At 72.2% G+C, this 25,701-nt stretch carries 23 protein-coding genes and 1 pseudogene; 11 read left to right on the plus strand and 13 right to left on the minus strand.

Features of this window, described 5'->3' with window-relative positions; translation table 11 throughout:
* Positions 1–345: GntR family transcriptional regulator (locus B1L11_RS45100; protein ID WP_143737206.1), on the minus strand; the 345-nt coding region annotated here is incomplete at its 3' end.
* Positions 346–481: 136 nt separating this feature from the next.
* Between B1L11_RS45100 and B1L11_RS12140 the strand changes: the two genes are divergently transcribed.
* The 3 genes from B1L11_RS12140 (at position 482) to B1L11_RS12150 (ending at position 2,500) form a co-directional block, all read left to right on the plus strand.
* Positions 482–1,585 carry an FAD-dependent monooxygenase gene (locus tag B1L11_RS12140; protein WP_079314568.1) on the plus strand — a complete coding sequence of 368 codons (1,104 nt, stop codon included), beginning with the start codon at positions 482–484 and terminating at the stop codon, positions 1,583–1,585.
* 163 nt (positions 1,586–1,748) lie between these two features.
* Positions 1,749–1,940: a DUF5999 family protein gene (locus tag B1L11_RS50500; protein WP_079314569.1), complete on the plus strand. Its 192-nt coding sequence runs from the start codon at positions 1,749–1,751 to the stop codon at positions 1,938–1,940.
* A complete protein-coding gene (locus B1L11_RS12150; protein ID WP_143737207.1) occupies positions 1,937–2,500 on the plus strand; it encodes an ATP-binding protein in 564 nt (187 codons plus the stop codon). Before B1L11_RS50500 ends, B1L11_RS12150 begins: the two co-directional genes overlap by 4 nt.
* On the opposite strand, the gene B1L11_RS12155 is transcribed toward B1L11_RS12150, so the two are convergent.
* The 5 genes from B1L11_RS12155 to B1L11_RS50510 all read right to left on the minus strand — a co-directional run bounded on the left by B1L11_RS12155 (position 2,463) and on the right by B1L11_RS50510 (position 6,562).
* Positions 2,463–4,883: a LuxR C-terminal-related transcriptional regulator gene (locus tag B1L11_RS12155; RefSeq protein WP_143737208.1), complete on the minus strand. Its 2,421-nt coding sequence runs from the start codon at positions 4,881–4,883 to the stop codon at positions 2,463–2,465. The genes B1L11_RS12150 and B1L11_RS12155 overlap by 38 nt on opposite strands.
* 108 nt (positions 4,884–4,991) lie before the next feature.
* The gene (locus tag B1L11_RS12160) at positions 4,992–5,216 is read right to left on the minus strand and encodes a hypothetical protein (protein ID WP_079314571.1); all 225 of its coding nucleotides are present in this window, start codon (positions 5,214–5,216) and stop codon (positions 4,992–4,994) included.
* A 73-nt stretch (positions 5,217–5,289) separates the two neighbouring features.
* A complete protein-coding gene (locus B1L11_RS12165; RefSeq protein WP_079314572.1) occupies positions 5,290–5,763 on the minus strand; it encodes an NUDIX hydrolase in 474 nt (157 codons plus the stop codon).
* Positions 5,764–5,958: 195 nt separating this feature from the next.
* Positions 5,959–6,411 carry an RNA-guided endonuclease TnpB family protein gene (locus B1L11_RS50505; RefSeq protein WP_256862459.1) on the minus strand — a complete coding sequence of 151 codons (453 nt, stop codon included), beginning with the start codon at positions 6,409–6,411 and terminating at the stop codon, positions 5,959–5,961.
* Positions 6,329–6,562 carry a hypothetical protein gene (locus tag B1L11_RS50510; protein WP_256862472.1) on the minus strand — a complete coding sequence of 78 codons (234 nt, stop codon included), beginning with the start codon at positions 6,560–6,562 and terminating at the stop codon, positions 6,329–6,331. Before B1L11_RS50510 ends, B1L11_RS50505 begins: the two co-directional genes overlap by 83 nt.
* A gap of 305 nt (positions 6,563–6,867) precedes the next feature.
* Here B1L11_RS50510 and B1L11_RS50515 point away from each other — a divergent pair, with 305 nt between their 5' ends.
* Entirely contained in the window at positions 6,868–6,996 is a 129-nt protein-coding gene (locus B1L11_RS50515; protein WP_256862460.1) for a hypothetical protein, read from the plus strand.
* Between the two features lie 104 nt (positions 6,997–7,100).
* Entirely contained in the window at positions 7,101–8,330 is a 1,230-nt protein-coding gene (locus B1L11_RS12175) for a nitrate/nitrite transporter (protein ID WP_256862461.1), read from the plus strand.
* Positions 8,331–8,359: 29 nt separating this feature from the next.
* Here B1L11_RS12175 and B1L11_RS12180 read toward each other — a convergent pair whose 3' ends face one another.
* The 4 genes from B1L11_RS12180 to B1L11_RS46735 all read right to left on the minus strand — a co-directional run bounded on the left by B1L11_RS12180 (position 8,360) and on the right by B1L11_RS46735 (position 10,148).
* Complete coding sequence (locus B1L11_RS12180; protein WP_079314573.1) at positions 8,360–8,899, minus strand: GNAT family N-acetyltransferase; 540 nt, start codon at positions 8,897–8,899, stop codon at positions 8,360–8,362.
* Positions 8,896–9,171 (minus strand): DUF1778 domain-containing protein, encoded by a 276-nt coding sequence (locus B1L11_RS12185; protein ID WP_256862462.1) that lies wholly within the window; start codon positions 9,169–9,171, stop codon positions 8,896–8,898. The genes B1L11_RS12180 and B1L11_RS12185 overlap by 4 nt, the downstream gene beginning before the upstream one ends.
* A gap of 74 nt (positions 9,172–9,245) precedes the next feature.
* Positions 9,246–9,908 carry an MBL fold metallo-hydrolase gene (locus tag B1L11_RS12190; RefSeq protein WP_256862463.1) on the minus strand — a complete coding sequence of 221 codons (663 nt, stop codon included), beginning with the start codon at positions 9,906–9,908 and terminating at the stop codon, positions 9,246–9,248.
* A gap of 93 nt (positions 9,909–10,001) precedes the next feature.
* Positions 10,002–10,148, minus strand: a complete 147-nt coding sequence (locus tag B1L11_RS46735; protein ID WP_179155103.1) for a hypothetical protein — start codon at positions 10,146–10,148, stop codon at positions 10,002–10,004.
* Between the two features lie 118 nt (positions 10,149–10,266).
* Between B1L11_RS46735 and B1L11_RS12195 the strand changes: the two genes are divergently transcribed.
* The gene (locus tag B1L11_RS12195; protein WP_079314575.1) at positions 10,267–11,082 is read left to right on the plus strand and encodes a putative RNA methyltransferase; all 816 of its coding nucleotides are present in this window, start codon (positions 10,267–10,269) and stop codon (positions 11,080–11,082) included.
* 19 nt (positions 11,083–11,101) lie between these two features.
* Here the strand turns inward: B1L11_RS12195 and B1L11_RS12200 are convergent, their stop codons facing one another.
* Positions 11,102–13,084, minus strand: coding sequence for an FtsX-like permease family protein (locus tag B1L11_RS12200; protein ID WP_143737209.1), 1,983 nt, complete (start codon positions 13,082–13,084; stop codon positions 11,102–11,104).
* On the opposite strand from B1L11_RS12200, the gene B1L11_RS45105 reads away from it, so the two are divergent.
* Entirely contained in the window at positions 13,077–13,445 is a 369-nt protein-coding gene (locus B1L11_RS45105) for a hypothetical protein (protein WP_143737210.1), read from the plus strand. The genes B1L11_RS12200 and B1L11_RS45105 overlap by 8 nt on opposite strands.
* A 119-nt stretch (positions 13,446–13,564) precedes the next feature.
* Here the strand turns inward: B1L11_RS45105 and B1L11_RS12205 are convergent, their stop codons facing one another.
* Positions 13,565–14,293 (minus strand): ABC transporter ATP-binding protein, encoded by a 729-nt coding sequence (locus B1L11_RS12205; RefSeq protein WP_218671057.1) that lies wholly within the window; start codon positions 14,291–14,293, stop codon positions 13,565–13,567.
* 226 nt (positions 14,294–14,519) lie between these two features.
* Here B1L11_RS12205 and B1L11_RS12210 point away from each other — a divergent pair, with 226 nt between their 5' ends.
* Entirely contained in the window at positions 14,520–17,261 is a 2,742-nt protein-coding gene (locus B1L11_RS12210; RefSeq protein WP_256862464.1) for an AAA family ATPase, read from the plus strand.
* 109 nt (positions 17,262–17,370) lie between these two features.
* Positions 17,371–19,152, plus strand: a complete 1,782-nt coding sequence (locus tag B1L11_RS12215; protein ID WP_079314578.1) for a prolyl oligopeptidase family serine peptidase — start codon at positions 17,371–17,373, stop codon at positions 19,150–19,152.
* Here B1L11_RS12215 and B1L11_RS12220 read toward each other — a convergent pair.
* The gene (locus B1L11_RS12220; RefSeq protein WP_079314579.1) at positions 19,149–20,687 is read right to left on the minus strand and encodes a PP2C family protein-serine/threonine phosphatase; all 1,539 of its coding nucleotides are present in this window, start codon (positions 20,685–20,687) and stop codon (positions 19,149–19,151) included. The two genes, B1L11_RS12215 and B1L11_RS12220, sit on opposite strands and share 4 nt — an antisense overlap.
* A gap of 153 nt (positions 20,688–20,840) precedes the next feature.
* On the opposite strand from B1L11_RS12220, the pseudogene B1L11_RS12225 reads away from it, so the two are divergent.
* Both B1L11_RS12225 and B1L11_RS12230 read left to right on the plus strand, forming a co-directional pair.
* Positions 20,841–25,051: pseudogene (locus tag B1L11_RS12225) on the plus strand (HAMP domain-containing protein).
* 3 nt (positions 25,052–25,054) lie between these two features.
* Positions 25,055–25,681 carry a two-component system response regulator gene (locus B1L11_RS12230; protein ID WP_079314580.1) on the plus strand — a complete coding sequence of 209 codons (627 nt, stop codon included), beginning with the start codon at positions 25,055–25,057 and terminating at the stop codon, positions 25,679–25,681.
* The last annotated feature ends 20 nt before the right edge of the window (positions 25,682–25,701 follow it).

Genomic DNA, 25,701 nt, shown 5'->3' on the forward strand with positions numbered 1-25,701 from the left:
CGGGCGACGTGACGACGCCCCGGCTGTCGGTGGCCGGAGCGGCGGTCGGGCATGCCCAGGCCACCTGGACGGCCCCCCGACGGCACGGCGAGGACCGGTGTCATCGAGGTCTCGCCCAGCAGACATGCGGGCGAGACGGTGCGCGACGACCGTGCCGACGCGCGGTTCCGCACGGACGAGCCCTTCCCTGCGCAGCTCGGCGAGCGCCCTCGTGGCGGTGGCGAGCGCTACCCCCCACTGCGCGGCCACCTGCCGGGTCGATGGCACCCGATCGCCGGGCGCCAGCTCGCCCTCGATGATCCTGCGCCTGAGTTCGGCGGCGATCCTCGCGTACGGCGGTGTCACGTCGACCTCCTCCCTGTACTAGGACAGAACCTAGCTGTTCTAGTACAGATACTCGCCAAAATCCCAGCTTGCACGATGTGCGCGTACAGCGTACATTCACTGCACATACGGCATCCACACCCCCAAGGGAGCTTCGATGACCAACGTGCTCGTCTCCGGCGCCGGTGTCGCGGGGATCACGCTCGCCTACTGGCTGCGCCGCCACGGCTTCGCCCCGACCGTGGTGGAGCGCGCACCCGGCCTCCGCGCGGGAGGGCAGGCGATCGACATACGCGGCGTCGCGCTGGAGGTCGCCGGCCGCACCGGCGTACTCGACGAGGCGCGCCGCCTGCGCACCACCCACCGCGGCATGTCGGTGTACGACGGCGAGGGCAACGAGATCATGCGTTCGGAGGAGACGACCTACAGCAGCGGTCGGCTCGACAACGACGACATCGAACTGCTGCGCGAGGACCTCACCCGCCTGCTGTACGAGCGGACGCGCGGGGAGGTCACGTACCTGTTCGGTGACTCGATCACCGCGCTGGAGCAGGACGAGCGGGGCGTGCTGGCCCGGTTCGAGCACGCCGAGCCGCGCCGGTACGACCTCGTGGTGGGCGCGGACGGACTGCACTCGACGGTCCGGCGGCTGGCCTTCGGGCCGGAGCAGGAGTTCGTCCACCACCTGGGGACCTACCTGGCCGTGTTCGGCATGGACAACTTCCTCGGGCTGGAGGACTGGCAGGTCTGGATGCAGGACGGCGAGCGCGGATACGGGATCTTCCCGGTCCGGGGGAACACGGAGCTGCGGGTCAGCCTCGGCTTCCAGTCCGAGCCGCTCGACCATCGGGACCCCGCCCGGCTGCGCGCGGCCCTGGCCGAGGCGTTCGCGGGTGCGGGCGGGGAGACGCCGAGGGTGTTGAAGGGCATGGAGGAGGCGGGCGACTTCTACTGCGACTCGATGGCCCAGATCACCATGGACCGGTGGTCGTCGGGACGGATCGCGCTCGTCGGCGACGCCGCCTACTGCCCCTCCCCTCTGTCCGGGCAGGGCACGAGCCTCGCCCTGGTGGGCGCGTACGTGCTGGCCGCCGAGCTGGCGGCGGCGGGAGGCACGCACGAGGCCGCCTTCGCCCGCTACGAGCGGCGGATGCGGCCCTTCGTGGCGCTCAACCAGGCGCTGGCCACGGAAAACCCCGGCCGTGGGGCCTCCGAGGAATCGGTCGATCGCGCCAAGGACGCGATCTCCCTGGACGAGTGAGGGCCTTACGGCGCTTTACCCGCCGCCTACCCGGCCAGCACCCACTACGTACGTATGCCTCGAACAGGTATCGATACGGGTGTTTTCCCCCTCCCCACCCCAAGGCGCGAGAAGGCAGTCTGAAAACGTCTCAAAGAGTGCATGAGAGTCAGGGGGACCGATCATGTGCCAGCACCACCCTCAGTGCCCGCCGGCGGACGCACCCGACCGCGACGCGGCCTGTCTGATCGCCTTCCACCCGGAGCAGGGATGGGGTCTGCTCTGCAACGGCGTGGTGCTCTTCGACGACAGCGGTGAGCTCATGCCGGACGGTCGCAGCATCCCCGCTCGCGCATCTCTGGGGTGTGCCGCATGAGTTTGATCTACTGTCCCGTCCGAGACGAATCACCGTCATCCGCGTCACCGTCATCAGCACAGGACGGCCACGCGCCCGCCGTCCCGTCGCGCCGGCACTCCGCGGTCCGTCACCGCTGGGAGACGCTGCGGCAGCGGGTCGGCGACCTCGCGATCCAGCTCGTGGACGACCCCGACGTCGAGGCGGCGTCCTGGCGGCTGCCCGCCGACGCCACCGCCGCCGGGCGGGCCAGGCGGCTGGTCGGCGAGTGTCTGAGCGCCTGGGGCATGGAGAACCTGTCCGACGTGACGCGGCTGCTGGTGAGCGAACTGGTCACGAACGTGCTGTGCCACACCTGCTGCGGCGACCTCGTCGTACGGCTGTCGGCCGTCGAGGGGCTGCTGCGCTGCGAGGTGGAGGACTGCGACGGCACGATGCCCGAGATGGCCCGGCCGTCCGCCGGCGACGAGCACGGGCGCGGACTGCGGCTGCTGGACTCGCTGGCCTGTTGCTGGGGCGCGGAGCGCACCCGGCAGGGCAAGATCACGTGGTTCGAGCTGCCGGTGTACGCCCTCCGCTGACCGGCCCGCTCGTCGGGCCGCTCGCGCCGTCCGCGGCCGGGCCGGCCGGGTTGGCCGGGTTGGCCGGGCGCTCGCTCAGCCGCTCCTTCAGCCAGGAGGCGACCTGGGCGCGCGACTTGAACCCGAGCTTGTCCAGGATGTGCTCGATGTGGCCTTCCGCGGTGCGCTGGGAGATGACGAGTCTGCCCGCGATGTCCTTGTTGCTCAGTCCCTCGGCGACAAGGTGCGCGATCTCCGTCTCCCTGCGCGTCAGCGGTGCGATCCGGCCCTCGAACGGCGCGGGCGCGCGGGCGGCGGGGGTCCGCTCGCGCAGGGCGTAGGTCAGCGCCTCCTCCCGCGTCAGGGCCGCGCCCCTGGACACCTCGGCGTGGAAGGCGGTCTCGCCCAGCGCCTCTCGGGTGACCGCCTCGCACTCGTCGTGACAGCGGCTCATGTAGCGGAACTCCGCCAGCCGCGCGCCGACGGCCCGCCAGAAGGTCCGTACGACGCCGAGCAGCCGGGCCGCCCGCTCGTACTCCTGCTCGCCGGCGGCGAACCAGGCGTGGGCCTCCAGGTTCATGCCCATGCCGAGCTGGTCGCCGACCGCCGTGTTGTAGCGCAGGCTCTCGTTGTCGATCTCGCAGGCCGCGCGCATGTCGTCCCGGTGCCAGGCGTCCATCGCGAGCGCCAGCAGCGCGTACGCCCGGTGCCAGCCCTCGCCGTACAGGTCGCACAGGGCCACGCACTCCTCGGCGAGGTCACGGGCGGCCGGGCGACCGAGGAACGCGTTGGCCAGGGCGAGCCGGTTGAGTGCGAGCGCGAGACCGATGGGGTTGCCGACGGTGCGGTGGGCGGCCGCCGCCTCCTCGTATCGCCGCATGCCCGTCTCCAGGTCGCCCCCGCACACGGCCGCCATGCCGGACAGGAACGCGATATAGCCGAGCGTCACCCGCAGCCCGAGCCGCTCGGCGATCGCCGTGGCCTCCTTCAGCCGTGCGAGCGTGGTGACGCAGTCGTCCCTCAGCAGGGCGATCCAGGCGCCCGCCCACAGGGCGTGGGCCCGCACCTCGCCGGGTTCCGTCGCGGCGGCCAGGCTCCGGTCGAACCAGCCGGCGCCCTCCGACAGGTGGTAGCCGCTCCAGTGGTAGAGCAGTTCCGCGGTCATCGCCAGGCCCGTCTCGGCCTCTCCCGGCTCGCGCAGCGACCAGTCCAGGGCCTTGCGGAGGTTGGCGTGGTCGCGCTGCAGGCGTTCCACCCACGACTGCTGGGCGGCGCTGAACAGCTCCGCCCAGGCCCGTGAGGTGATCTTCCGGTAGTAGTCGCGGTGGCGCCGGTGCAGCGTCGCCTCGTTCCCTGAGGCGGCCAGCAGCTCACGGCCGAACTGCCGCACCGTGTCGAGCAGGCAGTAGCGGACCGCCCCGTCGTACTCCCGGCGGAGCAGGACCGACTTGTCGACCAGCCCCGCGACGAGTTCGAGCACGTCCTCGCGGGCGATGCCGTCGCCCGCGCACACCTGCTCGGCCGCCTCCAGGTCCAGGCCTCCGGCGAAGACCGAGACCCGCTGCCACAGCAGCCGCTCCTGCTCGGTGCACAGGTCGTAGCTCCACTCGAACAGCGCGCGCAGCGTACGCTGCCGGGGCAGCGCGGCCCGCGATCCGCCGGTGAGCAGCCGGAACCGGTCGCCCAGCCGTTCGAGCACCTGGCTCACCGACAGGACGCGCAGCCGTACGGCGGCCATCTCGATCGCCAGGGGCAGGCCGTCGAGCCGGCGGCAGATCTCGGCCACCGCCTCCTCGTTCTCCTCGGTCACCTCGAACTCGGGGACGACCGCGGCGGCCCGCTCGGCGAACAGCCGTACCGCGTCCGACTCGGCGAGCGGCGCCGCCGGATCGCCCGGGGCGGGCATCGCCAGCGGCGCCAGCTCGACGATCTGCTCGCCGTCGATGCCGAGCGCCTGCCTGCTGGTGGTGAGGACCCGAAGGTCGGGAAGCGCCCGGACCAGCGTGTCCACGAGCACCGCGCACTCGGCGAGGACGTGCTCGCAGTTGTCGAGCACGATCAGGGTCTGGCGGCCCCGCAGGCGTTCGACCAGCGCGTCGAGCGGCGGCCGGGTGGAGTGGTCGTTGACCGACAGCACCTCGGCCACGGTCTGCACGAGCAGGGCCGGATCTTCGAGCGCGGCCAGCTCGACCAGCCGTACGCCGCCGGGGAAGCTCCGGCGGACGTCCTCGGCCGCCCGCAGCGCGAGGCGAGTCTTTCCCACCCCGCCCGCGCCGATCAGCGTGACCACGTGCGAGGTCCCCAGCAGGCGCTTGAGCTCGGCCAGCTCGTGCCGGCGCCCCACGAAGCTGGTCACCTCCGCGGGCAGACCGGCCGGTTCCCCCCTGGCAACCCTCGTTCGCATCGCGGTCATGACGCCCACGCCGCCCCCGTCGTCCGGTACGCCACCACGTCGTGGCTCATACCAGCGTACAAACGCTGTCCCGCCCGACCGGGGGACCCCGGGGCGGGCTCAGCCCTTCATCCGCCGCAGGATCTGCTCGCGCCTGACCTGCAGGTCGTCGATCAGCGCCTCCTGCTGCTCGACGTTGGTCAGCAGGGCGGACCTCTCCACCATGTCCGTGGGCGCGTCCCAGCTCTGCCCGATCTCCTCACGTATCTGCGCGGTCTCCTTGCGCAGGCGCTCGATCTGGGCGTCCACCTCGTCGAGCTCCTTCTTGAGCTCCGGCTCGTCCATGCCTCACCGTCCCGTCGCGTCACTCACGTTCGTCATGGCGCGTTCGTCCACCCCATTCCACGGGGACGGGAAACTATTCGGCGACGGCGGCAGGGAGGTAGACGGTTTCCCCGGTCGCGCGGGCCCGCTGCGCGGCCGTCAGCCGGGCCACCAGGTAGGCCGGCATGAGGGAGACGGCCTGCTCCGCCGTGAAGAACCCGTAGTCGTCCAGTTCGTCCTCCTGGAGGACCACGCCCGTCCCGTCCTCGAACGTGCCGCAGTCGAACAGGAAGTGGACCAGCGGGATCGGCCGGTCGTCCAGCGGCGGCACCCACTGGACCACGAGCAGGCGGCCCACGGGCCGGGTGAGGCCCAGCTCCTCGGCCAGCTCCCGGCCGCAGGCCGCCTCGGGCGACTCGCCCTCGTCGACGTGGCCGCCCGGCCAGCCCCAGTGGTCGCGGTAGCCCGGCTTCACGAGCAGGACCCGCCCCGAGGAGTCGGTGAGGAAACCGGCCGCCGCGGCGGCCACCTTGAACAGCCCCGCGTAGAAGGCGTCCGCCGGGATCATCGCAGCTCCGATCTCATGCCCCGAGCCTAATAAGGGATGTCCCCTAGATCGCGGGGAGGAGGGCGTACGCCCAGGGCAGTACGCGCGATCTGGTCTGCACGCCCGATGTCCCGCCCGTGATCGCTCCCTAGCGTCGAAGCAGACGTAAAAGGGGAGGTCGTGACTCCTCCGCTACCTGAAGGGAGCGGCTTCTCGCTAGGCCGCTTCCGCAGCGTCGCGAAGGGCAAGCCCTGCCCTGAGAATGTTCTCGGCCGCGTTCGCGTCGGCGTGCGCCTCGTGGCCACACGCCTGGCATCGGAACTGGGCTTGGGTGAGGCGGTTGTCCTTCGCGCAGTGCCCGCACCGCGAGCGGGTGCGGGAGGTGTTGCGGGGATCAACTGCGATCAGCTCGCGACCGGCGCTTTCAGCCTTGTACGCGAGGACCCGCAGGAACACCCCCCAACCCGCGTCCAGGATGCTCCGGTTCAGCCCGGATTTGGCCGCGACGTTCCGCCCGGGGGCGTCGATCGTGCCGGACGCGCTGCGGGTCATGTTCGCGATCCGCAGATCCTCGTGCACGATCACGTCATACGCCCGGACCAGTGCCAGGGCGGCCTTGTGCGCGCCGTCCAAGCGCTGACGCCGGACCTTCGCGTGCAGCGCCGCCACTCTCGCCACCGCCTTGCGGCGCCGCTTGGACCCCCTTCTTAAGGGTGAGGGCCCGCTGGGCCGCGGCCAGACGTCCGGCGGACGCTTTCAGGCGGCGCGGGTTGTCCAGGTGGTCGCCGTCGCTGGTGGTCACCAGCGAGGCGACGCCCATGTCGACACCGGCCGCCGCACCGGTCGAGGGAAGCGGCTGCGCGGGCACGTCATCGCACGACAGGATCACGTACCAGCGGGACGTTTCCCGTTTCACGCTGATCGTCTTCACCCGGCCCCGCACCGGGCGGTGCTGGTGCACCCGAACGTGCCCAACACCCTGCAAGCGCACGAACGTCGGGTGTCCGGGCTGGGAATCCCACCGGCACCCGTCACCATCTTTGGGCCATTCGACCGTGTCGAACCAGCCCCGGCCCTTGAAGCGGGGGAACCCGGGCGTGCTTGCACCGACATTCAGCCTCGCTCGTGGAGCTTCTGCCGCGCTGGCTCGGCTGGCTGAGCTGGCTGGGCTGGCTGGGCTGGCTGCCGCGGTTGTCGCACGGCGACGACGCGGCCGAGGAGGCGCCGGAGGAGCGGGTCCCCGCCCTCGTCTGACACTCCCGTCCTCGTGCGCCGGAACGGTGACCCTACCGTTCCGGCACACGCGTCCCAGGGGTCACGCAAGGGGCAAGAAGTGCATAACGGTAAAATGTGTCCACGTGGTGCACACGGGTGAGAACAGTCGCAAAGCCCTGATCTACTGGATTGCCGGTGTGCTCGCGTACATGGTCGCGGTCTTCCACCGCCAGTCGCTCGGCGTGACGGGGATCGACGCGGCGACGAGGTTCGGGGTCGGGTCGGCGGCGCTGTCCACCCTCGCCATGCTGCAACTGCTCGTTTACGCGGTCATGCAGATCCCCGTCGGCGTCCTGGTCGACCGCCTGGGTTCCAAGCGCATGCTGCTCATCGGCGCGGCGGTCATGGCCCTCGGCCAGCTTCTGTTCGCCGTCGCCACCGGTCTGGGGGCGGCCGTCGCCGGCAGGGTACTGGTCGGCTGCGGCGACGCGATGACGTTCATCAGCGTGATCCGGGTGGTCAACGTCTGGTTCCCGCCCCGCCGCAACCCGCTGATCGTGCAGCTCACCGGCATCCTCGGCCAGTTCGGCGCGGTCGTGTCGGCCGTGCCGTTGATCACCTCGCTGCACGCGTACGGCTGGACGCCGACCTTCCTGTGGGCGGCGGGCCTGGGGGTGGTGGCGCTGGCCGCCGTCGGCCTCTTCCTGCGCGACCGGCGGCCGGAACGCGCGCCCGCGGCGCTCGGCGTGCGGGCGGCCTGGGCGGAGCCGGGCACCCGCCTCGGGATGTGGACCCACGCCGCCACCCAGTGCTCGTCCGCGGCCTTCACGATCCTGTGGGGCTATCCCTTCCTCGTGCAGGGCCAGGGCCTGTCCCCGCGTACGGCCGGCGTGCTGCTGACCACGCTCACGCTGCTGGCGATGGGCTGCGGGCCGCTGCTCGGCCACCTCGCGGGGCGTTTCCCGCTGCGCCGCTCGTGGATGGTGCTCACGATCATCGGCGCCACGGCCGGCGCGTGGACGCTCGTCCTCCTGTGGCCCGGCCCCGCCCCGTTGTGGACGCTCGGGCTGCTCATGCTGGCCCTCGCCACGAACGGCCCGGGCTCGATGGTCGGCTTCGACTACGCCCGCACGTTCAACCCGGCCGAGCGCATCGGCGTCGCGACCGGCATCGTCAACGGCGGCGGCTTCGCCGCCTCGATGTCCCTGATCGCGCTCGTCGGGGTCGTCATGGACCTGCAGAACGACTTCCGCTGGGCGTTCGCCGTGCAGTATCCGATCTGGCTGCTCGGAGCCGTACAGGTGATCCGTTACCGGACTCGTGCCCGCCGCCGCGCCACCCTTCACCCCGCCCCCGCCCCGGCCCCCGCCTGACCACGAGCCCCGCCTGCGTCGGAGCAGGTTCAGCGCCGGCTGTCGCGGCTGCTCTCCACGTCCACCGGGAGGGCCCTCCGCAGGTCCTTCATCAGCAGGAGGAGGTGCAGAGGATCGCTCGGGCTCTGCTCGAACGCGGCGAGCCGCAGGTAGAAGGCCCGCGCCGTCTCGCTCTCACAGTGGATGAGCACGGCTCGAACACCGATCTGGTCGGCCACCCGTGCCACTCTGCGGAAGGCGTCCACCACGAGTGCCCGTCCCAGCCCGATGCCCTGCGCGCCTTTGTCCACGCCCAACCGGGCAAGGATGACCACCAGCTGATCGTGACGCCCGGCCCCCTTGAGCAGCCGCGCGGGAGCCACGGCCGGGCCGACGCTTCCGGCCGCGAGTGCGTAGTAACCCACAACCCTGCCGGCCTCGATGTCACGCACGACGTAGACGCGACATCCTCCACTCGCGTGCGCTTGCAGCGCATGGCGCGTCAGCCACTCGCTCTGGGCCGGAGAACCGCAGTCGAAGCCGTCGAGGTCGTCACCCCTGGTTACGGGGGACACCGAAGACAGCTTCACGGGTTTTCGTCCAAGATCGTCGGGGTCCTCATGAGCTCGGCAAGCCCCGGCACGTCACGAGACTCCCGGGACAGGGCCGCGTCGAAGGCCTGCCATTGCTCCTCGGCAAGCCGGAAAACCGTTCGATCAGCCAGCAACTCGCGGGCGGCCGTGGTAGCCGCACCGAGAACGAACGATGAGACGGTGCCCCCGGCCAGCTCGCTCGCGTTCTCCAGCAGCCGCTTGGTCTCCGTGTCCACGCGCAGGTTGATGCGCTCCTCCTTGGCACCCACGACCAGAGCGTACGTACGTTGTGCACCTATAGCCAAGAGCTTAACAAGGAGATGAGCGAAGAGCGACCGATCGATTACTTGATGTGCACGAAGGGGTCGGGGAAGTGGGAGGGGGCGAGGACGGCGGCCCGGGCGAGGATGTCCTCGCGCGTCCGTACGGCGAGGTCGGGGTCCTCGTCGTACACGTAGGGGATCGAGGGATCGGCGACTTGGACGGGGTGGAGCACGGCGTCGCCGCTCATCACCAGATCTCCCACCTCGACGCACTGGTGGCCGGGCGTGTGGCCGGGCGTGTGCAGCACCCGGACCCCGGGCACGGGTTCGGCGTCGCCGTCGACGACGTCGAGCAGGTCCCGCAGAGGGTCGAGGATCAGCGCGCGCACCGGCTCGGCGGCCCACTCGGTCTCCGCCCGCTGCACGACGTATCGGGCGTTCGGGAAGGCGGGAGCGCCGTCCGCGACCGCGCCACCGGCGTGGTCGCTGTGCAGGTGGGTCAGCACGACGACGTCCACGTCGGCCGGGGCGGCCCCGGCGGCGGTCAGTTCCCCGCCGAGGCGGCCGGGCAGGGGCGCCCAGGTCGCGGGCGAGCCGGCGCCGCCGATCCCGGTGTCCACCAGGACCGTACGGCCCGCCGCCCGCAGCAGGTAGCAGTGGAAGTGCAGCACCCACTCCTCGCCGGGCTCGAACACCGCACCGGCGAACATCTCGGGCAGCGGCTTGCGGACCGGTTCCTTCATGGGACCCACGGCATCGCAAAGCGGGATGATCTCGACACCGGCCACGATTCTCGGCTCATGCGGCATCGCACCACGATAGAAGAGACCCGGGTTTCAGCGGGCGCCGGCCTGGACGGGCGTGTAGTCGACGTCGAGGTCGGCCGCGTAGACGGCGCGCTCGCAGTGGGCGCAGCGGTAGAGGATCGGGCCCTCGTCAAGCTCGGTACGGCAGCGCGGGCAGCGGCGGCGGGTGCGGGTCATCGCGATCTCCCCCTTCGAAAAGCTCCTTGCGCGTCCATGGAACCTCCGCCGGCTTGCCGTACTCCTGCAGCCGACTTGCCGACGGTTCGCAGTCCCGCACGGGGTGGATGATGGACGGGTGCTCGCCGACGTCATCGACCACCTCGTCTGCCCGGCCTGCCGTACGGCGGTCCACCTGGCCGGCGGGTCGGTCAGGTGCGTGCACGGCCACTCCTACGACGTGGCGCGGCAGGGGTACGTGAACATGCTCACCCGCCCGGCCGGCACGGCCGACACGCCCGCCATGGTGGCCGCGCGGGCCCGCTTCCTGGAGGCGGGCCACTACGGCCCGCTGGCCCGCCGCCTCGCCCGGATGTGCGAGGGCGCCGCCGTGGTCGCCGACGCCGGCGCGGGCACCGGTTACTACCTGGCCGCGGCACTCGGCGACGACGCGGTGGGCATCGCGATCGACGTGTCCAAGCACGCGCTGAAACGGGCCGCCCGCGCGCACCCCCGCATCGGCGCCCTGGTGGCGGACGTGTGGCGGCCGATCCCCGTCGGCGACGACCGCGTGGACGTGCTGCTCAACGTCTTCGCGCCGCGCAACGCGGAGGAGTTCGCCCGGGTGCTGCGGCCCGGCGGCTCCCTGGTCGTCGTCACGCCCGGCCCCGGCCATCTCAGCCCGCTCGTCGAGCGTCTCGGCCTGCTGAGCGTGGACGAGGACAAGGACCGCCGCCTGGAAGACACCCTGGGCGGCCACTTCACCCGCGCCGCGGAGGAGACCGAGGAGATCGCGCTCTCCCTCGGCCACGACGAGGTCGAGGCGGTGGTCGGCATGGGCCCGAGCGCCTGGCACACGCGCCCGGAGGAACTGGCCGCGAAGATCGCCGCACTGCCCGACCTCGTGCCGGTGACCGCGTCCTTCCACGTCACCCGCTGGACCGCTTCGGCTTGACACGCCCGCGTAGCGCGGTTCACGAGCGCGGGATCGCCGCGCCCCCGGTGCGGATGGTGCGGATCGCGGGGGCGACCGCCGCGACCGCCCCCAGCAGGAAGCAGATCCCGATCACCAAGGCGACCGGCCGCCATGGCGCCTCGAAGGCGAACAGCCCGGCCAGGCGCAGCAGGGCCGCCTCCAGCCCCAGCAGGCCGAGCGCCGTGGCCGCGAACCCCAGCACCACTCCGACCGCCACCACCGCCAGCGCCTCGGCCACGACGTATCGCAGCACCTGCGCCCGCGTCGCTCCCAGCAGCCGCAGACCGCCCCGCTCGGCCGCCCGGTCGGAGGCCGCCATCAACAGCGTGTTGACCAGCGCGATCACGGTGTAGCAGAGCATGATCCCCAGCACGGCCAGCAGGCCGAGCCGGCTGGCCGAGGCCTGCCTGTCGCCGGACTCCCGCACCCACTCGGCCCTGCTCACCGCGCGGGCGTTGTGGCCGCGTACGGCCTGTTCGAGCGCGGCGCGTACGTCCGGGGCCGCCGCCCCCGAGCGCGCCGTCACGTACGCGACGGAGGGCAGGGCGGAGAAGGCGTGGGCGGTCGTGACGTAGGAGTCGGCGGGCGAATCGTCCCCGAGCACGCCTGTAACCGTCAGCGTGACCGGGCTGCCGTCGGCACGCCACATGCGCACCCGCTGCCCCAGGCTCAGCTCCCACGTCCGGGAGGCGACGATCGTGTCGTCGCGCAGCCCGGCCGTCGATCCGGCGACCAGCGGGACCGACAACGCCGTGGACAGCGTGCCCGGCTCGACGGCCTGGGCGGGCCTCCGGATGAGCTGGGTGTCGCCTTCGAGCGTGTACACGCTGGTCTCGGTCTCGGTGGCGACGTCCGCGCCGGGGATGGCCCGCAGCCGCTGGACGAGTTGCCTGTCCAGTCCGGCATCCCCGTCGGGGAGCACCAGATAGTCGGCGCGTACCGGCCGGGTCCGCAGCGCCGACTTGGCGGCGTCGGTCATCGCGGCCCCGCCCAGCAGCGAGGCCGCCAGCGCCACGGTGACCAGGACAGGCGCCGCCGCGGCGGCGGTGCGCGCGGCCGAGGCCGCCGTCCCGCCCGCCACCACGACGCCGCCGGCGCCGCGCAGCCGCTCCAGCGGCGCGACGAGCAGGCGGGTGACGGGCCGCACGAAGACCGGCGCGAGCAGGCCCAGTGCGGCGATGAGCAGCATGACGATCGGCATGAAGGTCTTGTTGTTCGTGGCCGACGCAGGATCGCCGATGGCGTTCACCGCCATGCCGACCACCGCCGTGCCCAGCAGGCCCAGCCCGGCGATCCACCGGCCCCAGGTCATCGCACGGGGTTCCACCGCCGCCTCGCGCAGCGCCTCGGCGGGCCGCACCCGCCCGGCCCGCCGCGCGGCCACGGCCACGCCGGCCAGGGCGACCAGTACTCCGGTGCCGAAGGCCACCCAGGCGGGCACGGGCGACTGCGACGGTGTCAGCCACTCCGGCGCCATCCCGAGCGCGGCCAGCCGGTCGAGGATCGACGGGGTCGCCAGGGGGCCGAGGAACGCGCCCACCGCGGAGGCGGCCACCGCGACGAGGGCCGCCTCGCCGTACATCATCCGCCTTACCTGGCGCGCCGTCGCGCCGATGGTCCGCAGCAGGGCGAACTCGCGCCGCCGCTGCCCCACCGCGAACGCGAACGTGGACGAGACCACGAAGATCGCGATGAACGCCGCGAACCCGGCGGCGATGCCGACGATCGTGTTGGCGTTGTTGCGCGCCCGCTCGTCGGCCTCGCGGGACGGATCGGCCAGCGCCCGGTCCTGCCCGCTCAGCACCCGCGCCGCCCCCGCCACCGCCTTCGTCACCTCGGCGGCGGGCCGCCACAACGCGAGCGCGTCCACGCGTGGCGACAGCCGGGCGGCACGCGCGTCGGCGAAGAACACCGTGGGCTGCGGTCCCGCCGTCGTGACGCCCACGACCCGGTACGTCTCGATCCCGGTCGCGGTGACCACGGGCACCCGCGTCCCCAGCAGCGCCCGCGCCCTGGCGAGCGCGGGCTTCCGAGGCTGGGTCCCGGCACTGATCGCGATCTCGCCGTCCCCCGAGGGCGCGTGGCCCGCGACGAGCGCCTGCGGGGCCGTACGAGCGGCCGACCAGGGCCTGCCCACCGCCGCCGGCCCGTCCGAGAGCCGCGCGGGGAAGACCCGGTCCACCACCGCGCCGGGGAAGCCGGGCGACCAGGTCGTCCCCGAGGCCGCGCGGCTCGGCCAGGGGCGCGCTGCTGCCGCCCCGCCAGGTGTCCACGGTGAGCCTCTCGTCGGGCACGACCACGACGGGCGCGGCGGCGTACCGCTGCGGCCCCCGCGCCGGTGACGTGATGCTGGAGGCCAGCACCTGCCCGAGCGCGGCGATCAAGGCGGCGCCCAGCGCCAGCGCGGTGAACGTGCCCGCGAAAGAGATCCAGCGCGTACGCAGCGTGGACCAGGCGATCCTCAGCACGACGCCTCCAACTGCAGCATCCGGGTGGCGACCAGTTCGGCGGTGGGCTCGTACAGCTCGCCGTACACCCGGCCGTCGGCCAGGAACACGACCCGGTCGGCGTACGATGCCGCCACGGGGTCGTGGGTGACCATGACGATGGTCTGGGCCTGCCGGTCCACCAGCGTGCGCAGCAGGCGCAGCACGTCGCGGCTGGTGTTGGCGTCAAGGGCGCCGGTCGGTTCGTCGGCGAAGAGCACGGCGGGGCGGGTGACCAGCGCCCGCGCGATGGCCACCCGCTGCTGCTGCCCGCCCGACATCTCGGCGGGCCGGTGCCCGGCGCGCTCGGCCAGGCCCACGGCGCCCAGGCTCTGCCGCACCAGCTCACGGTCGGGGCGCCGCCCGGCGAGCCGCAGCGGCAGGCCCACGTTCTGCTCCGCGGTGAGCGAGGGCAGCAGATTGAACGACTGGAACACGAAGCCGATCCGGTCCCTGCGCAGCAACGTCAGCTTCCGGTCGCCGAGTGCGGCCAGGTCGCGGCCGTCCACGACCACCTGCCCCGCACTGGGCCGGTCCAGCCCGGCAGCGCACTGCAGCAACGTCGACTTGCCCGACCCCGAGGGCCCCATCACGGCCGTGAACGTGCCGGCGCCGAAGGCGATCGTGACGTCGTCCAGCGCCGTTACGCCGTGTGCGTAGTGTTTGGTGACCCCGATGAGATCGACCGCTTGCGTGTTGTTCACCCGGAAAACGCTAGAAACGCCGATGTCCGGGCGGTATCGGACACATGACCAGTGCTGTCACCGGACGGGTTCACCGAGTCCCTCCGGCACCGCTCACCGCCTCGGAGCACCGATGGGGCCCCGATCGCCTGATCACGGCGACCGCGTACGTGGCACACTTGCGATCCGTGTCGGTTCAGGACAGCACGGAAGCCCAGGAAAGCCGCTTCAGATCGCATCCGGCACGATGATCAAGGATGCCGGGGTGCTGTGGGGGCGTGCGGCCGATCAAGCGGTGATCGACGGCGCACTCGACCGGGCGCGTGCCGGACGCTCCGGCGTGCTCGTGGTCGAGGGCGATCCGGGCATCGGCAAGACGTCCCTGCTGGCGTACGCCGCAGAACGCGCCCAGGACATGCGCGTGCTGCGCGGCGTCGGTGTCGAGACCGAGGCGGAGATCCCGTTCGCCTCGCTCCACCTGCTGCTCGGGCACGGGCTCGACCGGCTGGACGCGCTGCCCGAGCCGCAGGCTGCCGCCCTGCGCGGCGCCTTCGGCCTGGCCTCGGTGACCAACCGGCTCCTGGTGGGCCTCGCCGTGCTGTCGCTGCTGGCCGAGCTTGCCGAGGGCGGGCCGCTGCTGTGCCTGGTCGACGACGCGCAGTGGCTCGACCAGGAGTCGGCGCAGGCGCTGCGGTTCGCGGCGCATCGGCTGCACGCCGAGGGCATCGTCATGATCTTCGCCGCGCGCGCCGGCTTCGACCCCGCCGGCCTGCCCGAGCACCGGCTGTCGGGCATCGACCAGGGCAGCGCCGCCGCGCTGCTCGCCCGCGCGGCCCCCGGGCTCGCCCCCGGCACGCGCGACCGCGTCATCGAGGAGAGCTGCGGCAACCCGCTCGCCCTGCTCGAACTCCCGCGTACGGACCTGCCCGCCTACGACCGGAGCCCGCTGCCGTTGCCCGCCCGCATCCAGCGGGCGTACGAGGCCCGCATCGCCGAACTGCCCCCGGACGCCCAGAAGGCGCTGCTGGTCACCGCGCTGACCGACGGCGGCGACCTGGACGTGATCGTACAGGCGGGTAGGGAGCTGGGGATCGCGCCCGCCGCCCTGGGCGTGGCCGAGAGGTCCGGCCTGGTCAGGATCGACGGCGGACGGGTGACCTTCACCCATCCCCTCATGCGCGCGGCGGCCTTCCGGCACGGCACCTACGATCTGCGGCTGGAGGTCCACGCGATCCTGGCGAGGCTGCTCGAACACCAGCCGGACCGGCGGGCCTGGCACCTGGCCGCCGCCGCCACCGGCCCCGACGAGACGGCGGCGCTGGCGCTGGAGCAGGTCGCGCGGCGCGCCCGGGAGCGCGACGGCAACGCCGGGGCCTGCGCCGCACTGGAACGGGCCGCCGAGCTCACCGAGGACCACGCGCTCAGGGCGGGGCGGCTGACCGAGGCCGCCGTCGCCGCCGCGGACGCGGGCCAGGCCGGCCGGGCCAAGGAGTTGGTCGAGCGCGCCGCCGCGCTGGTCACCGACCCCCGTTCCCGCGCGCGGCTCTGCGACCTGCGCGCCAGGATCGCGTTCGACGAGGGCGCCCCGCACCTGGCCCACGACCTGCTGATGGCCGGCGCGGAGGAGCTGACCGCGCTCACGACCGGGGAGGGTTCCGACGGGCAGGCGCGGCAGGACCGGATCGCGGCCGGGCTGATGCTGACCGACGCCGCGCGCAACGCCTGGCAGCTCAGCGACCCGGCCAGGGTCGCCGAGGCGGCCGAACGCCTCCACAAACTCGGCCTGCGTCCGGAGGACGGCCTCGATCCCGCCGTCCAGGCCGTGACCGGCGCGTCGGTGCTGCTGCGGCAGGGACCGGCGGAGGGGATCCCCATCATGCGCGACTTGGTCGCCAGGGGTGGCCGGATCGCCTCCGGCGCGCACACCTTCCGGATCAACGCGGCTTTCGTCGCCCCGCTCGTCGGCGACTTCAGGACCGGGCACGACATCTCGGCCGCCATGGCGGCGGAGTGCCGGACCGCGGGCGACATCGGCAAACTCCCCCTGGTCCACGTCACGCTCGCCGCCGCCGAGCTGTACCTGGGCAGGTTCAGGGACGCCGAGGCCACCGCGGTCGAGGGCCTGCGGCTCACCTCCGGCACCGGGCAGCGCAACCGGGCGGGCTACCTGGAGGGCACGCTGGCGTGGCTGGCCGCCGTACGCGGAGAGGCGGACCGGTGCGCCGAACTGGCCGCCCGCTCGCGCGACCGCTTCGACGCCAACCACATCGTCAACGGCCTGGCGTGGGCCGAGTGGGCGCTGGCCCTGCTCGACCTCGGGCAGGGCCGGTTCGCCGAGGCTCTTGACCGGCTCGACGCCGCCATGACCGGCCCGGTGCGCCACCAGATCCAGGCCGTCTACTTCGCCCCCGACCAGATCGAGGCGGCCGTACGGCTCGGGCTGCCCGCGCGCGAGCCGTTGCGCCGGTTCGAGGAGTGGGCGACGGCGTCGGGACAGGACTGGGCGCTGGCCGTCCTGCACCGCTGCCGCGCCCTGCTCGAAAGCGACTGGGAGCGGGCGCACGAGGACTTCATCGCCGCCGTACGGCTCCACGCCGGCAGCGGCCGCCCCTGGGAGGCGGCCCGCACCAGGCTCGCCTTCGGGGAGCGCCTGCGCAGGGAGCGCGACAAGGGCAGCGCCCGGCCGCACCTGCGGGCCGCGTGGGAGACCTTCGAGCGGCTGGGCGCCCGTCCGTGGGCCGAGCGCGCCCGCACCGAGCTGCGTGCCACCGGTGACACCAGCTCCCCGGCCGCCCGTACGGAAGCGCTGTCCGCGCTGTCCCCGCAGGAGCTGCAGATCGTGCGGCTGGCCGCCAGGGGTCTGACCAACCGGGAGATCGGCGCGCAGTTGTTCCTCAGCCCGAAGACCGTCAGCTACCACCTCTATCGGGCGTTTCCGAAGCTCAACGTGGCCAGCCGTGCCCAGCTCGCCGGCCTGGACCTGTCCTGACCGGCGCACCGCCCGAACTCGTGGCCCGACATCGCCTGTTTGTCAGGCATTGTCGCGTCTGGCGGGACATACTGAACCCGACCCCGTAGGAGCGCAGGGGAGGGCCGGCATGAAGGCCGAGGAACGCTGGCAGGCCAGGTTCCGGGCACCGCGGGTGACCCTGCCGACCTGGGCGCGCCAGGCGCCGCACCGCGCCGTCTACCGCGGCACCGCCTCGGGCTGCTGGGAGATCTACGCCTGGGACCGGTCGAGCGGCCAGACCCGCCAGGTCACCGACCGCCCCCACGGCACCCGGTATGGCGCGATCGACCCCACCGGCCAGTGGATCTGGTGGTTCGGCGACATACACGGCGACACGGACGGCGACGGGCACGGCGTGTGGTCGCGCCAGCCGTTCCACGGCGGCCCGGACGTGCCCCTGGCCATGCCGCCCGGCCACCCCTGCGGGCTCGCGCTCGCCTCGGACGGCACCGCGGCCGTCGGCCGCTCCTCCCGGGACGGCTTCGAGATCCTGCTGGCCAGGCCCGGAAACGAGCCGGTCACGGTGTATCGCCACGACGAGTACGCCGCGGTCGCCGACATGTCGCTCGACGGCTCGCTCATCGCCGTCAACCACAGCGAGCACGGCGACGTCCTGCACCCGGCCGTACGGGTCGTCAGGGCGAACGGCTCGACCGTCGCCGAGCTGAACGACGGACCGGGCAGGGGCGTGACCGGCGGCAGATTCGCCCCCCTCCCCGGCGACCGGCGCCTGCTCGTCCTGCACGAGCGCCGGGGCCGCCGCGAACCGCTCGTGTGGGACCCGGTGACCGGCGAGCAGCGGGAGATCTGGCTGCGGGTGCGCGGCGAGATCTCCGCGGACTGGTACGACGACGGCCGGGCGCTGCTCATCATCCACAACCAGCGGGGACGCACGGAACTGCTGCGCTACGACCTCGCCGGAGGCGGCCTCACCCCGATCGAGAGCCCGCACGGGGTGATCGAGGCGGCCGCGCCGCGCCCCGACGGCACCGTCGAGTACGCCTGGTCGAGCGCCGCCCACCCGCCGGTCGTCAAGTCGAGCAACGGCCACGTGGTCTTCAGCCCCGGGCGCACGCCGCCGCCGTCCGTGCCGCTGGAGGACATCGACGTGGAGGGCCCGGGAGGACGCATCCACGCCCTCGTCTCCCGGCCGGAGCGGGTGGCCGCGCCCTACCCGACGGTGTTCCTCCTGCGCAGCGGTCTCCCGGGGTTCGGCGGCGGCCAGGACGACGACTCGTTCCAGCCGCAGGTCGCGGCGTGGGTCGACAGCGGTTTCGCGGTGATCCGGGTGAACCACCGGGGCTCGGCCGGGTACGGCTCGGCCTGGCGCGACGCCCTGCGCGGCGAGGTCGGCCACATCGAGCTGGCCGACGTGGCGGCGGTGCGCGACTGGGCGGTGGAGCGCGGCATCGCCGACCCCGACCGCCTCGTGCTCGCCGGCACGGCGTGGGGCGGTTACCTGACCCTGCTGGCGCTCGGCACCCAGCCGAAGTCGTGGGCGGCGGGGATCGCCGCCGTGCCCATCGCCGACCACGCGGCGGCGTACGTGGACGAGGCAGAAAGCCTGCGCGCGGCGCACCGGGCGCTGCTGGGCGGCTCCCCGGCCGAGGTGCCCGAGCGGTACGCCGCGTCCTCCCCGATCACCTACGCCGACATGGTGGAGGCCCCGCTGCTGATCCTCACGGGGGCGAACGACCCACGCTGCCCGGCGCGGCAGGTCGAGCACTACGTGCGGGCCCTGGCGGACCACGGCAGGGAGGCCTCCGTCTACCGGTACGACACCGGACCGGGCACGCCGATGGTGGAGGAGCGGGTGCACCAGATGGCCGCGGCCATCGACTTCGCCGTCCGGGCCATAGGGGGTGTCTAGGGCGCGCGCAGGACGAGGATGGCCAGGTCGTCCGCGCTCGGCTCGGGCGCGAAGTCCTGCACGGCGCGGCGGATGCGCTCGGCCACCGCGCGGGCGGACAGATCCACGCACTCCTCCAGCAGCTTGGCCAGGCCGCCGTCGTCGTCGAGCAGCCGGTCGCCCGACCGCCGCTCGGTGACCCCGTCGGTCACGCCCAGCAGCACGTCGCCGGGGGCGAGCCGCAGGCTGTCCTCCTGGAACTTCGCCTCGGGGAACACACCGAGCAGCGACTGCGGCGAGGCGACGACCTCGACGAGGCCGTTCGGCCGCAGCCGCAGCGCCTCCGGGTGCCCGGCCGAGACGAGGCGGATGTCGAGGCCCTCCGGCACCACCGTGATCTGGCCGTGCAGCAGCGTCAGGAAGCGGGCGCGCTCCCCCTCCTCCAGGATGGCCTGGTTGAGCCGGCCCACGACGGCGGCCACGCCGTACCCCTCGCGGGCGAGCAGCCGGAGCGTGTGACGGGCCAGTCCGGTGACCGCGGCGGCCTCGGGCCCGGTGCCGCAGACGTCGCCGATCGCGAAGCGCCAGACCCCGTCCGCGATCGGGAACAGGTCGTAGAAGTCGCCGCCGACCTCGTTGTTCTCCCCGGCCGGCTCGTAGATGACATGGAAGTCGAGCCCGGGGGTCGTGGGCTCGTCCGGCGGCAGGAGGCTGCGCTGCAGCGCCCGGTTGGCCGCCGCCTGCTGCGCGTACAGGCGGGCGTTGTCGAGCGCGAGCGCCGCGCGCCTGCTGAGGTCCTCGGCGATCTGCATGGCCTCGTCGGGGAAGCGGTCGCGCCGGCCCAGGCACATCACGCCGAGCCGCCGCCCCCGCGCGGTCAGCGGGTAGGCCAGCGCCTGCCAGTCGCTCATCGGCAGCACGGCGGGGTCGTCGTCCCCCGGCAGCGCGATCTCCTCCAGCTCGTCGCGCATGGCGTCGATCTGCGTCTCGTCCGCGTGCCAGAGGTAGGCGGGCCGCAGCTCCCCCAGCCCGTCCTGGTCGGTGTAGACGGCGCACCAGCTCGCCAGGCGCGGCACCACGATCTGCGCGATGATCGCCGGCACCATCTCCGGGTTGAGCGTGCCCGCGAGCAGGTCGCTCGCGTCCGCGAGGAAGCCCAGCCAGCCGGGGCCGTGCGCGGCCTCGAGCAGCCATTCGTCGCTCTGCACCGGCTCCCCGCCCGGCAGTTCCAGCCGGGCCCAGCGGGTGCGCAGCGACGACGTGAACGTGACGCCCCACGTGATGGCGTCGGCCGGCGGCCCGAAGTCCTGGCCGTCCGTCTTCTCCCGCACCTCCACCTGGATGGACTCGCCGTGGTGCAGCCACACGACCTCGAAGGGCGCGTCGACGGCCTCCGCGACCAGTTCGCCCACCAGGCGTTCGGCCTCGGGGTACACCGACAGCGCGGCCCACGCCGTCATCACCTCGCGCGTGAACCGCTGCACTTCGGGTACGGCCGTCTCACCCGGCGTGAAGGACGCCGCCAGGACGGCTCGAGGGGTAGTTGTCACCACCATTGTGCTTACCACACTTTCGCCTGACCTCGGGTCAAGCAAGGGGGCCCCGCACCCCACGGAACGTGACAGACTGGCATGGAGTCCACGGCTGGACAGGCCGTATGAGGCCCAACGCCTTGGTCGCGTCAGCCCCGTCGGGGTAAAGGAGGCTAAATGTCGCCCGCCAACGCCGAGCTGGCCGGGACCGAACGGGTCTATCGCGAATCCGATCTCGTGCCCTTCCTGGAGACGCTCATCACATGGCGAGACGGCGACTTCCGCCGCCGCGTCTCGCACGCCCCGCCGGGAATCCTCAGCGAGATCCGGCTGCTGCTCAACGAAGTGGCCGACCGGCGCGAACACCTGGCCAACGAGCTGGCCCGGGTGCGCCGCGAGATCGTCAAGGAGGGCCGTTTCACCGAACGGCTGAGCCCCGGGCCGGGCGTCGGCGCGTGGGCGGAGAGCGTGGGCTCGGTCAACGACCTCATCGACGCCATCGTGACACCGGTCAGCGGCGCCGCCGACGTCATCGACGCGGTGGCCAAGGGCGACCTGTCCCGCCGGATCGACGTGGACCGCGCGGCCCGGGGCGAGGTACGCCGCCTGGGCAAGGCCATCAACGGCATGGTCGACCAGCTCTCGCTGTTCACCTCGGAGGTGACGCGGGTCACCCGCGACCTCGGCACCGAGGGCAAGCTGGGCGGCCGGGCCAACCTGCGGGGCATGTCGGGTAGCTGGCGCGACCTCACCGAGGCCGTCAACACGATGTCCGACCGCGTCTCCGCGCAGGTCCGCGACATCGCCGAGGTGACGACGGGGGTCGCGCGAGGCGACCTGAGCCGCAAGGTCACCGTCGACGCCGTCGGCGAGATGCTGGAGCTGAAGCACACCGTCAACACGATGGTCGACCAGCTCTCGGCGTTCGCCGAGGAGGTCACCCGGGTGGCCCGCGAGGTCGGCACCGAGGGCAAGCTGGGCGGCCAGGCGCAGGTGCGCGGCGTGTCGGGGGTCTGGAAGGACCTCACCGACAACGTCAACTTCATGGCCAACAACCTGACCTCGCAGGTGCGGCAGATCGCCGTCGTCTCCACCGCCGTGGCCAAGGGCGATCTGTCCAGGAAGATCACGGTGGACGCCCAGGGCGAGATCCTGGAGCTCAAGGAGACCCTCAACACGATGGTCGACCAGCTCTCGGCGTTCGCCGACGAGGTGACCCGGGTGGCCCGCGAGGTCGGCACCGAGGGCAAGCTGGGCGGCCGCGCCGAGGTGAAGGGCGTGTCGGGCGTCTGGAAGGACCTCACCGACAACGTCAACTCGATGGCCAACAACCTGACCTACCAGGTGCGCAACATCGCCCAGGTCACCACCGCCGTCGCCAACGGCGACTTCACCCGCAAGATCGACGTCGACGCCCAGGGCGAGATGCTCGAACTCAAGAGCACCATGAACACCATGGTCGACCAGCTGTCGTCCTTCGCCTCCGAGGTCACCCGCGTCGCCCGCGAGGTCGGCACCGAGGACGGCTGGGCGGCCAGGCGCAGGTGCGCGGCGTGTCGGGCATCTGGAAGGACCTCACCGACAACGTCAACTTCATGGCGAACAACCTGACGTCGCAGATCCGTCAGATCGCCGTCGTCTCCACCGCCGTGGCGCAGGGCAACCTGTCCAAGAAGATCACCGTGGACGCCCAGGGCGAGATCCTGGAGCTCAAGGACACGATGAACACGATGGTGGACCAGCTGTCCGCCTTCGCCGACGAGGTGACCCGCGTCGCCCGCGAGGTCGGCACCGAGGGACGGCTGGGCGGCCAGGCGCGCGTCCCCGGCGTGTCGGGCGTCTGGAAGGACCTCACCGACAACGTCAACTCGATGGCCAACAACTTCACCTACCAGGTGCGCAACATCGCCCAGGTCACCACCGCCGTCGCCAACGGCGACCTGACGCGCAAGATCGACGTCGACGCCCAGGGCGAGATCCTCGAGCTCAAGAGCACCATGAACACCATGGTCGACCAGCTGTCGTCCTTCGCCTCCGAGGTCACCCGCGTCGCCCGCGAGGTCGGCTCCGAGGGCCAGCTCGGCGGCCAGGCCCGCGTCGAGGGCGTCGAGGGCACCTGGAAGCGGCTCACCGAGAGCGTGAACGAACTGGCCGGCAACCTGACCACGCAGGTGCGCGCGATCGCCGAGGTGACCAGCGCGGTCGCCAGGGGCGACCTCACCCGGTCGATCACGGTGGAGGCGCCGGGCGAGCTGGCCCAGCTCAAGGACAACATCAACACGATGGTCGCCACCCTGCGCGAGACGACCAAGACCAACCAGGAGCAGGACTGGCTCAAGTCCAACCTGGCCCGGATCTCCCGCCTGATGCAGGGCCACCGCGACCTGATGGAGGTCGCCCGGCTGATCATGAGCGAGCTCACCCCGCTCGTCTCGGCCAGCCACGGCGCCTGCTACCTCTACGACGACGGCCGGCTCAACCTCATCGCCGGGTACGGCATCCAGCCGGGCTCGTCCCCCAAGCCGAACTTCGAGCTGGGCGAGGGGATCATCGGCCAGGCCGCCCTGGAGGCCAAGCAGATCATCCTGGAGAACGTGCCGGTCGACTCGATCACGGTCGAGACCGGGCTCAGCCGGTCGAACCCGGCGCAGATCGTCGTGCTGCCGATCCTCTTCGAGAACAAGGTGCTCGGCGTCCTGGAGATGGCCTCGTTCAGGCAGTTCAGCGAGGTGCACCTGGCGTTCCTCACCCAGCTCGTCGAGACCATCGGCGTCACGATCAACACGATCATGGCCAACTCCCGGACCGAGGACCTGCTCACCGAGTCGCAGCGGCTCGCGATCGAGCTGCAGGAGCGCTCCGACGAGCTCCAGCGCCAGCAGGAGGAGCTGCGCCGGTCCAACGCCGAGCTGGAGGACAAGGCGGCGCTGCTGGCCAAGCAGAACCGCGCCATCGAGATCCAGAACTTCCAGATCGAGCAGGCCCGGCGGACGCTGGAGGAGCGGGCCGAGCAGCTCGCGGTGTCCTCGCGCTACAAGTCCGAGTTCCTGGCGAACATGTCCCACGAGCTGCGCACCCCGCTGAACAGCCTGCTCGTGCTCGCGAAGCTGCTGACGGAGAACGCCGAGGGCAACCTGACGTCGCAGCAGGTCGAGTTCGCCCGGACGATCCACGACGCCGGATCGGCGCTGCTGCAGCTGATCAACGACATCCTCGACCTGTCCAAGGTCGAGGCCGGCCGCATGGACATCCACCCGCAGGCGATGTCGCTGTCCGCGCTGGTCGACTACATGGAGGCCACCTTCGCGCCGCTCGCACAGGACAAGGGCCTGTCGTTCACGGTCCAGGTCGATCCCTCCGTGCCGAACGAGCTGCGCAGCGACGAGCAGCGGCTCCAGCAGGTGCTGCGCAACCTGCTGTCCAACGCGGTGAAGTTCACCCACGAGGGCGAGGTCAGGCTGGAGGTCACCCACGCGCCGGCCGACGTGCCGTACGTGGACGAGAAGCTGCAGGGCTCCCAGGAGGACATGCTGGCCTTCAGGGTCGTGGACACCGGCATCGGCATCGCGCCGGACAAGCTCGAAGTGATCTTCGAGCAGTTCCGCCAGGCCGATGGCACGACCAGCCGCAAGTACGGCGGCACCGGCCTCGGCCTGTCGATCTGCCGGGAGATCGCCCGCCTCCTCGGCGGTGAGATCCACGTGCAGAGCGCCCCCGGAGAGGGCAGCACCTTTACGCTGTACCTGCCCCCGAACTACTCCGGGCCGCTCGCCGCGCCCGACGGCGGCGCGATCGCCACACCCCTGGAGCCGGAGGGCCGGGACGCCGAGGTGCCCGACCTGCACATCAAGGACATCCTCCCGGAGATCCCCCTCCCGACCGACCTGCCGGTCCCCCAGTACGCGCCGCTCGTGGACGGCCACGACTGGCAGGGGGACGACCCGCTGTCCGGAGCCAAGATCCTCATCGTGGACGACGACATCCGCAACGTCTTCGCGCTGACCAGCGTGCTGGAGCGGCACGGCTCGACCGTCGTGTACGCCGAGAACGGCCGCGAGGGCATCGAGCAGCTCGAACGCAACGAGGACGTGGCGCTCGTGCTGATGGACATCATGATGCCCGAGATGGACGGCTGGGCCACGACCTCGGCGATCCGCACGATGCCGCAGTTCGCCGACCTGCCGATCATCGCGCTGACGGCGAAGGTCATGCGGGGAGACCGCGAGAAGAGCATCGCGTCGGGCGCCTCCGACTACGTGCCCAAGCCCGTCGACGTCGACCGCCTGCTCGAACGGCTGCGCGGATGGCTCATGCGCGGCCGCAACGGGGGCACAGAACGAACGAGGGGCGTGCCGTCCCCAGAGTCCCGAGACTCCCAGGAGGCATGATCGATGCCTGACCGCGCCAGGGTCCTGCTGGTCGACGACCGCGAGGAGAACCTGATCGCCTTGGAGGCGATCCTCAGCTCGCTCGACGTCGTGCCCGTACGGGCCCGGTCCGGAGAGGAGGCGCTGAAGGCCCTCCTGTCGACCGACTTCGCGCTGATCCTGCTCGACGTGCGCATGCCGGGCATGGACGGCTTCGAGACCGCCGCGCACATCAAACGGAGAGAGCGCACCAGGAACATCCCGATCATCTTCCTGACCGTGGTCGACAGCGCCCCCGACTACGCCTTCCGGGGGTACGCCGCCGGGGCGGTGGACTACCTCACCAAACCGTTCGACCCCTGGGTGCTGCGCGCCAAGGTCGCCGTGTTCGTGGAGCTGTACACGATGAACCGGCGGCTCACCGAGCAGGCGGCGCTGCTGCGCGATCGCCTGTCGAACGAGTTGCCGCGCGGCGGCGACCACGCCTCCGTACTGGCCGAACTGGCCGGTCGCGTCACCGCCGTCGAGGACGAGCTACGGCGAGTGCGGGAGCTGGCGGACAAGTCCGGCGACCGGCCCCTGAACGGCGCCGTCGCCGAGCTGAGCGAGCGCGTCTCCCATCTGCGGGCCGGCTTCGACGCCCTCGGCTGACACCACGCGCCGCGACCGGC

This window comes from Microbispora sp. GKU 823, assembly GCF_002027145.1.
Lineage (GTDB): Bacteria > Actinomycetota > Actinomycetes > Streptosporangiales > Streptosporangiaceae > Microbispora > Microbispora siamensis.

Excerpts from the sequence above, each read along its gene's own strand:
- B1L11_RS46735 (WP_179155103.1), bottom strand. The coding sequence starts at position 10,148 with ATGACCCGCACCCGCCGCCGCTGCCCGCGCTGCCGTACCGAGCTTGAC.
- B1L11_RS12220 (WP_079314579.1), bottom strand. The coding sequence starts at position 20,687 with ATGGTGGTGACAACTACCCCTCGAGCCGTCCTGGCGGCGTCCTTCACG.
- B1L11_RS12150 (WP_143737207.1), top strand. The coding sequence starts at position 1,937 with ATGAGTTTGATCTACTGTCCCGTCCGAGACGAATCACCGTCATCCGCG.
- B1L11_RS12230 (WP_079314580.1), top strand. The coding sequence starts at position 25,055 with ATGCCTGACCGCGCCAGGGTCCTGCTGGTCGACGACCGCGAGGAGAAC.
- B1L11_RS50510 (WP_256862472.1), bottom strand. The coding sequence starts at position 6,562 with ATGGGCGTCGCCTCGCTGGTGACCACCAGCGACGGCGACCACCTGGAC.
- B1L11_RS12165 (WP_079314572.1), bottom strand. The coding sequence starts at position 5,763 with ATGATCCCGGCGGACGCCTTCTACGCGGGGCTGTTCAAGGTGGCCGCC.
- B1L11_RS12155 (WP_143737208.1), bottom strand. The coding sequence starts at position 4,883 with ATGCGAACGAGGGTTGCCAGGGGGGAACCGGCCGGTCTGCCCGCGGAG.
- B1L11_RS12190 (WP_256862463.1), bottom strand. The coding sequence starts at position 9,908 with ATGAAGGAACCGGTCCGCAAGCCGCTGCCCGAGATGTTCGCCGGTGCG.
- B1L11_RS12210 (WP_256862464.1), top strand. The coding sequence starts at position 14,520 with ATGATCAAGGATGCCGGGGTGCTGTGGGGGCGTGCGGCCGATCAAGCG.
- B1L11_RS12215 (WP_079314578.1), top strand. The coding sequence starts at position 17,371 with ATGAAGGCCGAGGAACGCTGGCAGGCCAGGTTCCGGGCACCGCGGGTG.
- B1L11_RS12160 (WP_079314571.1), bottom strand. The coding sequence starts at position 5,216 with ATGGACGAGCCGGAGCTCAAGAAGGAGCTCGACGAGGTGGACGCCCAG.
- B1L11_RS50500 (WP_079314569.1), top strand. The coding sequence starts at position 1,749 with ATGTGCCAGCACCACCCTCAGTGCCCGCCGGCGGACGCACCCGACCGC.
- B1L11_RS12140 (WP_079314568.1), top strand. The coding sequence starts at position 482 with ATGACCAACGTGCTCGTCTCCGGCGCCGGTGTCGCGGGGATCACGCTC.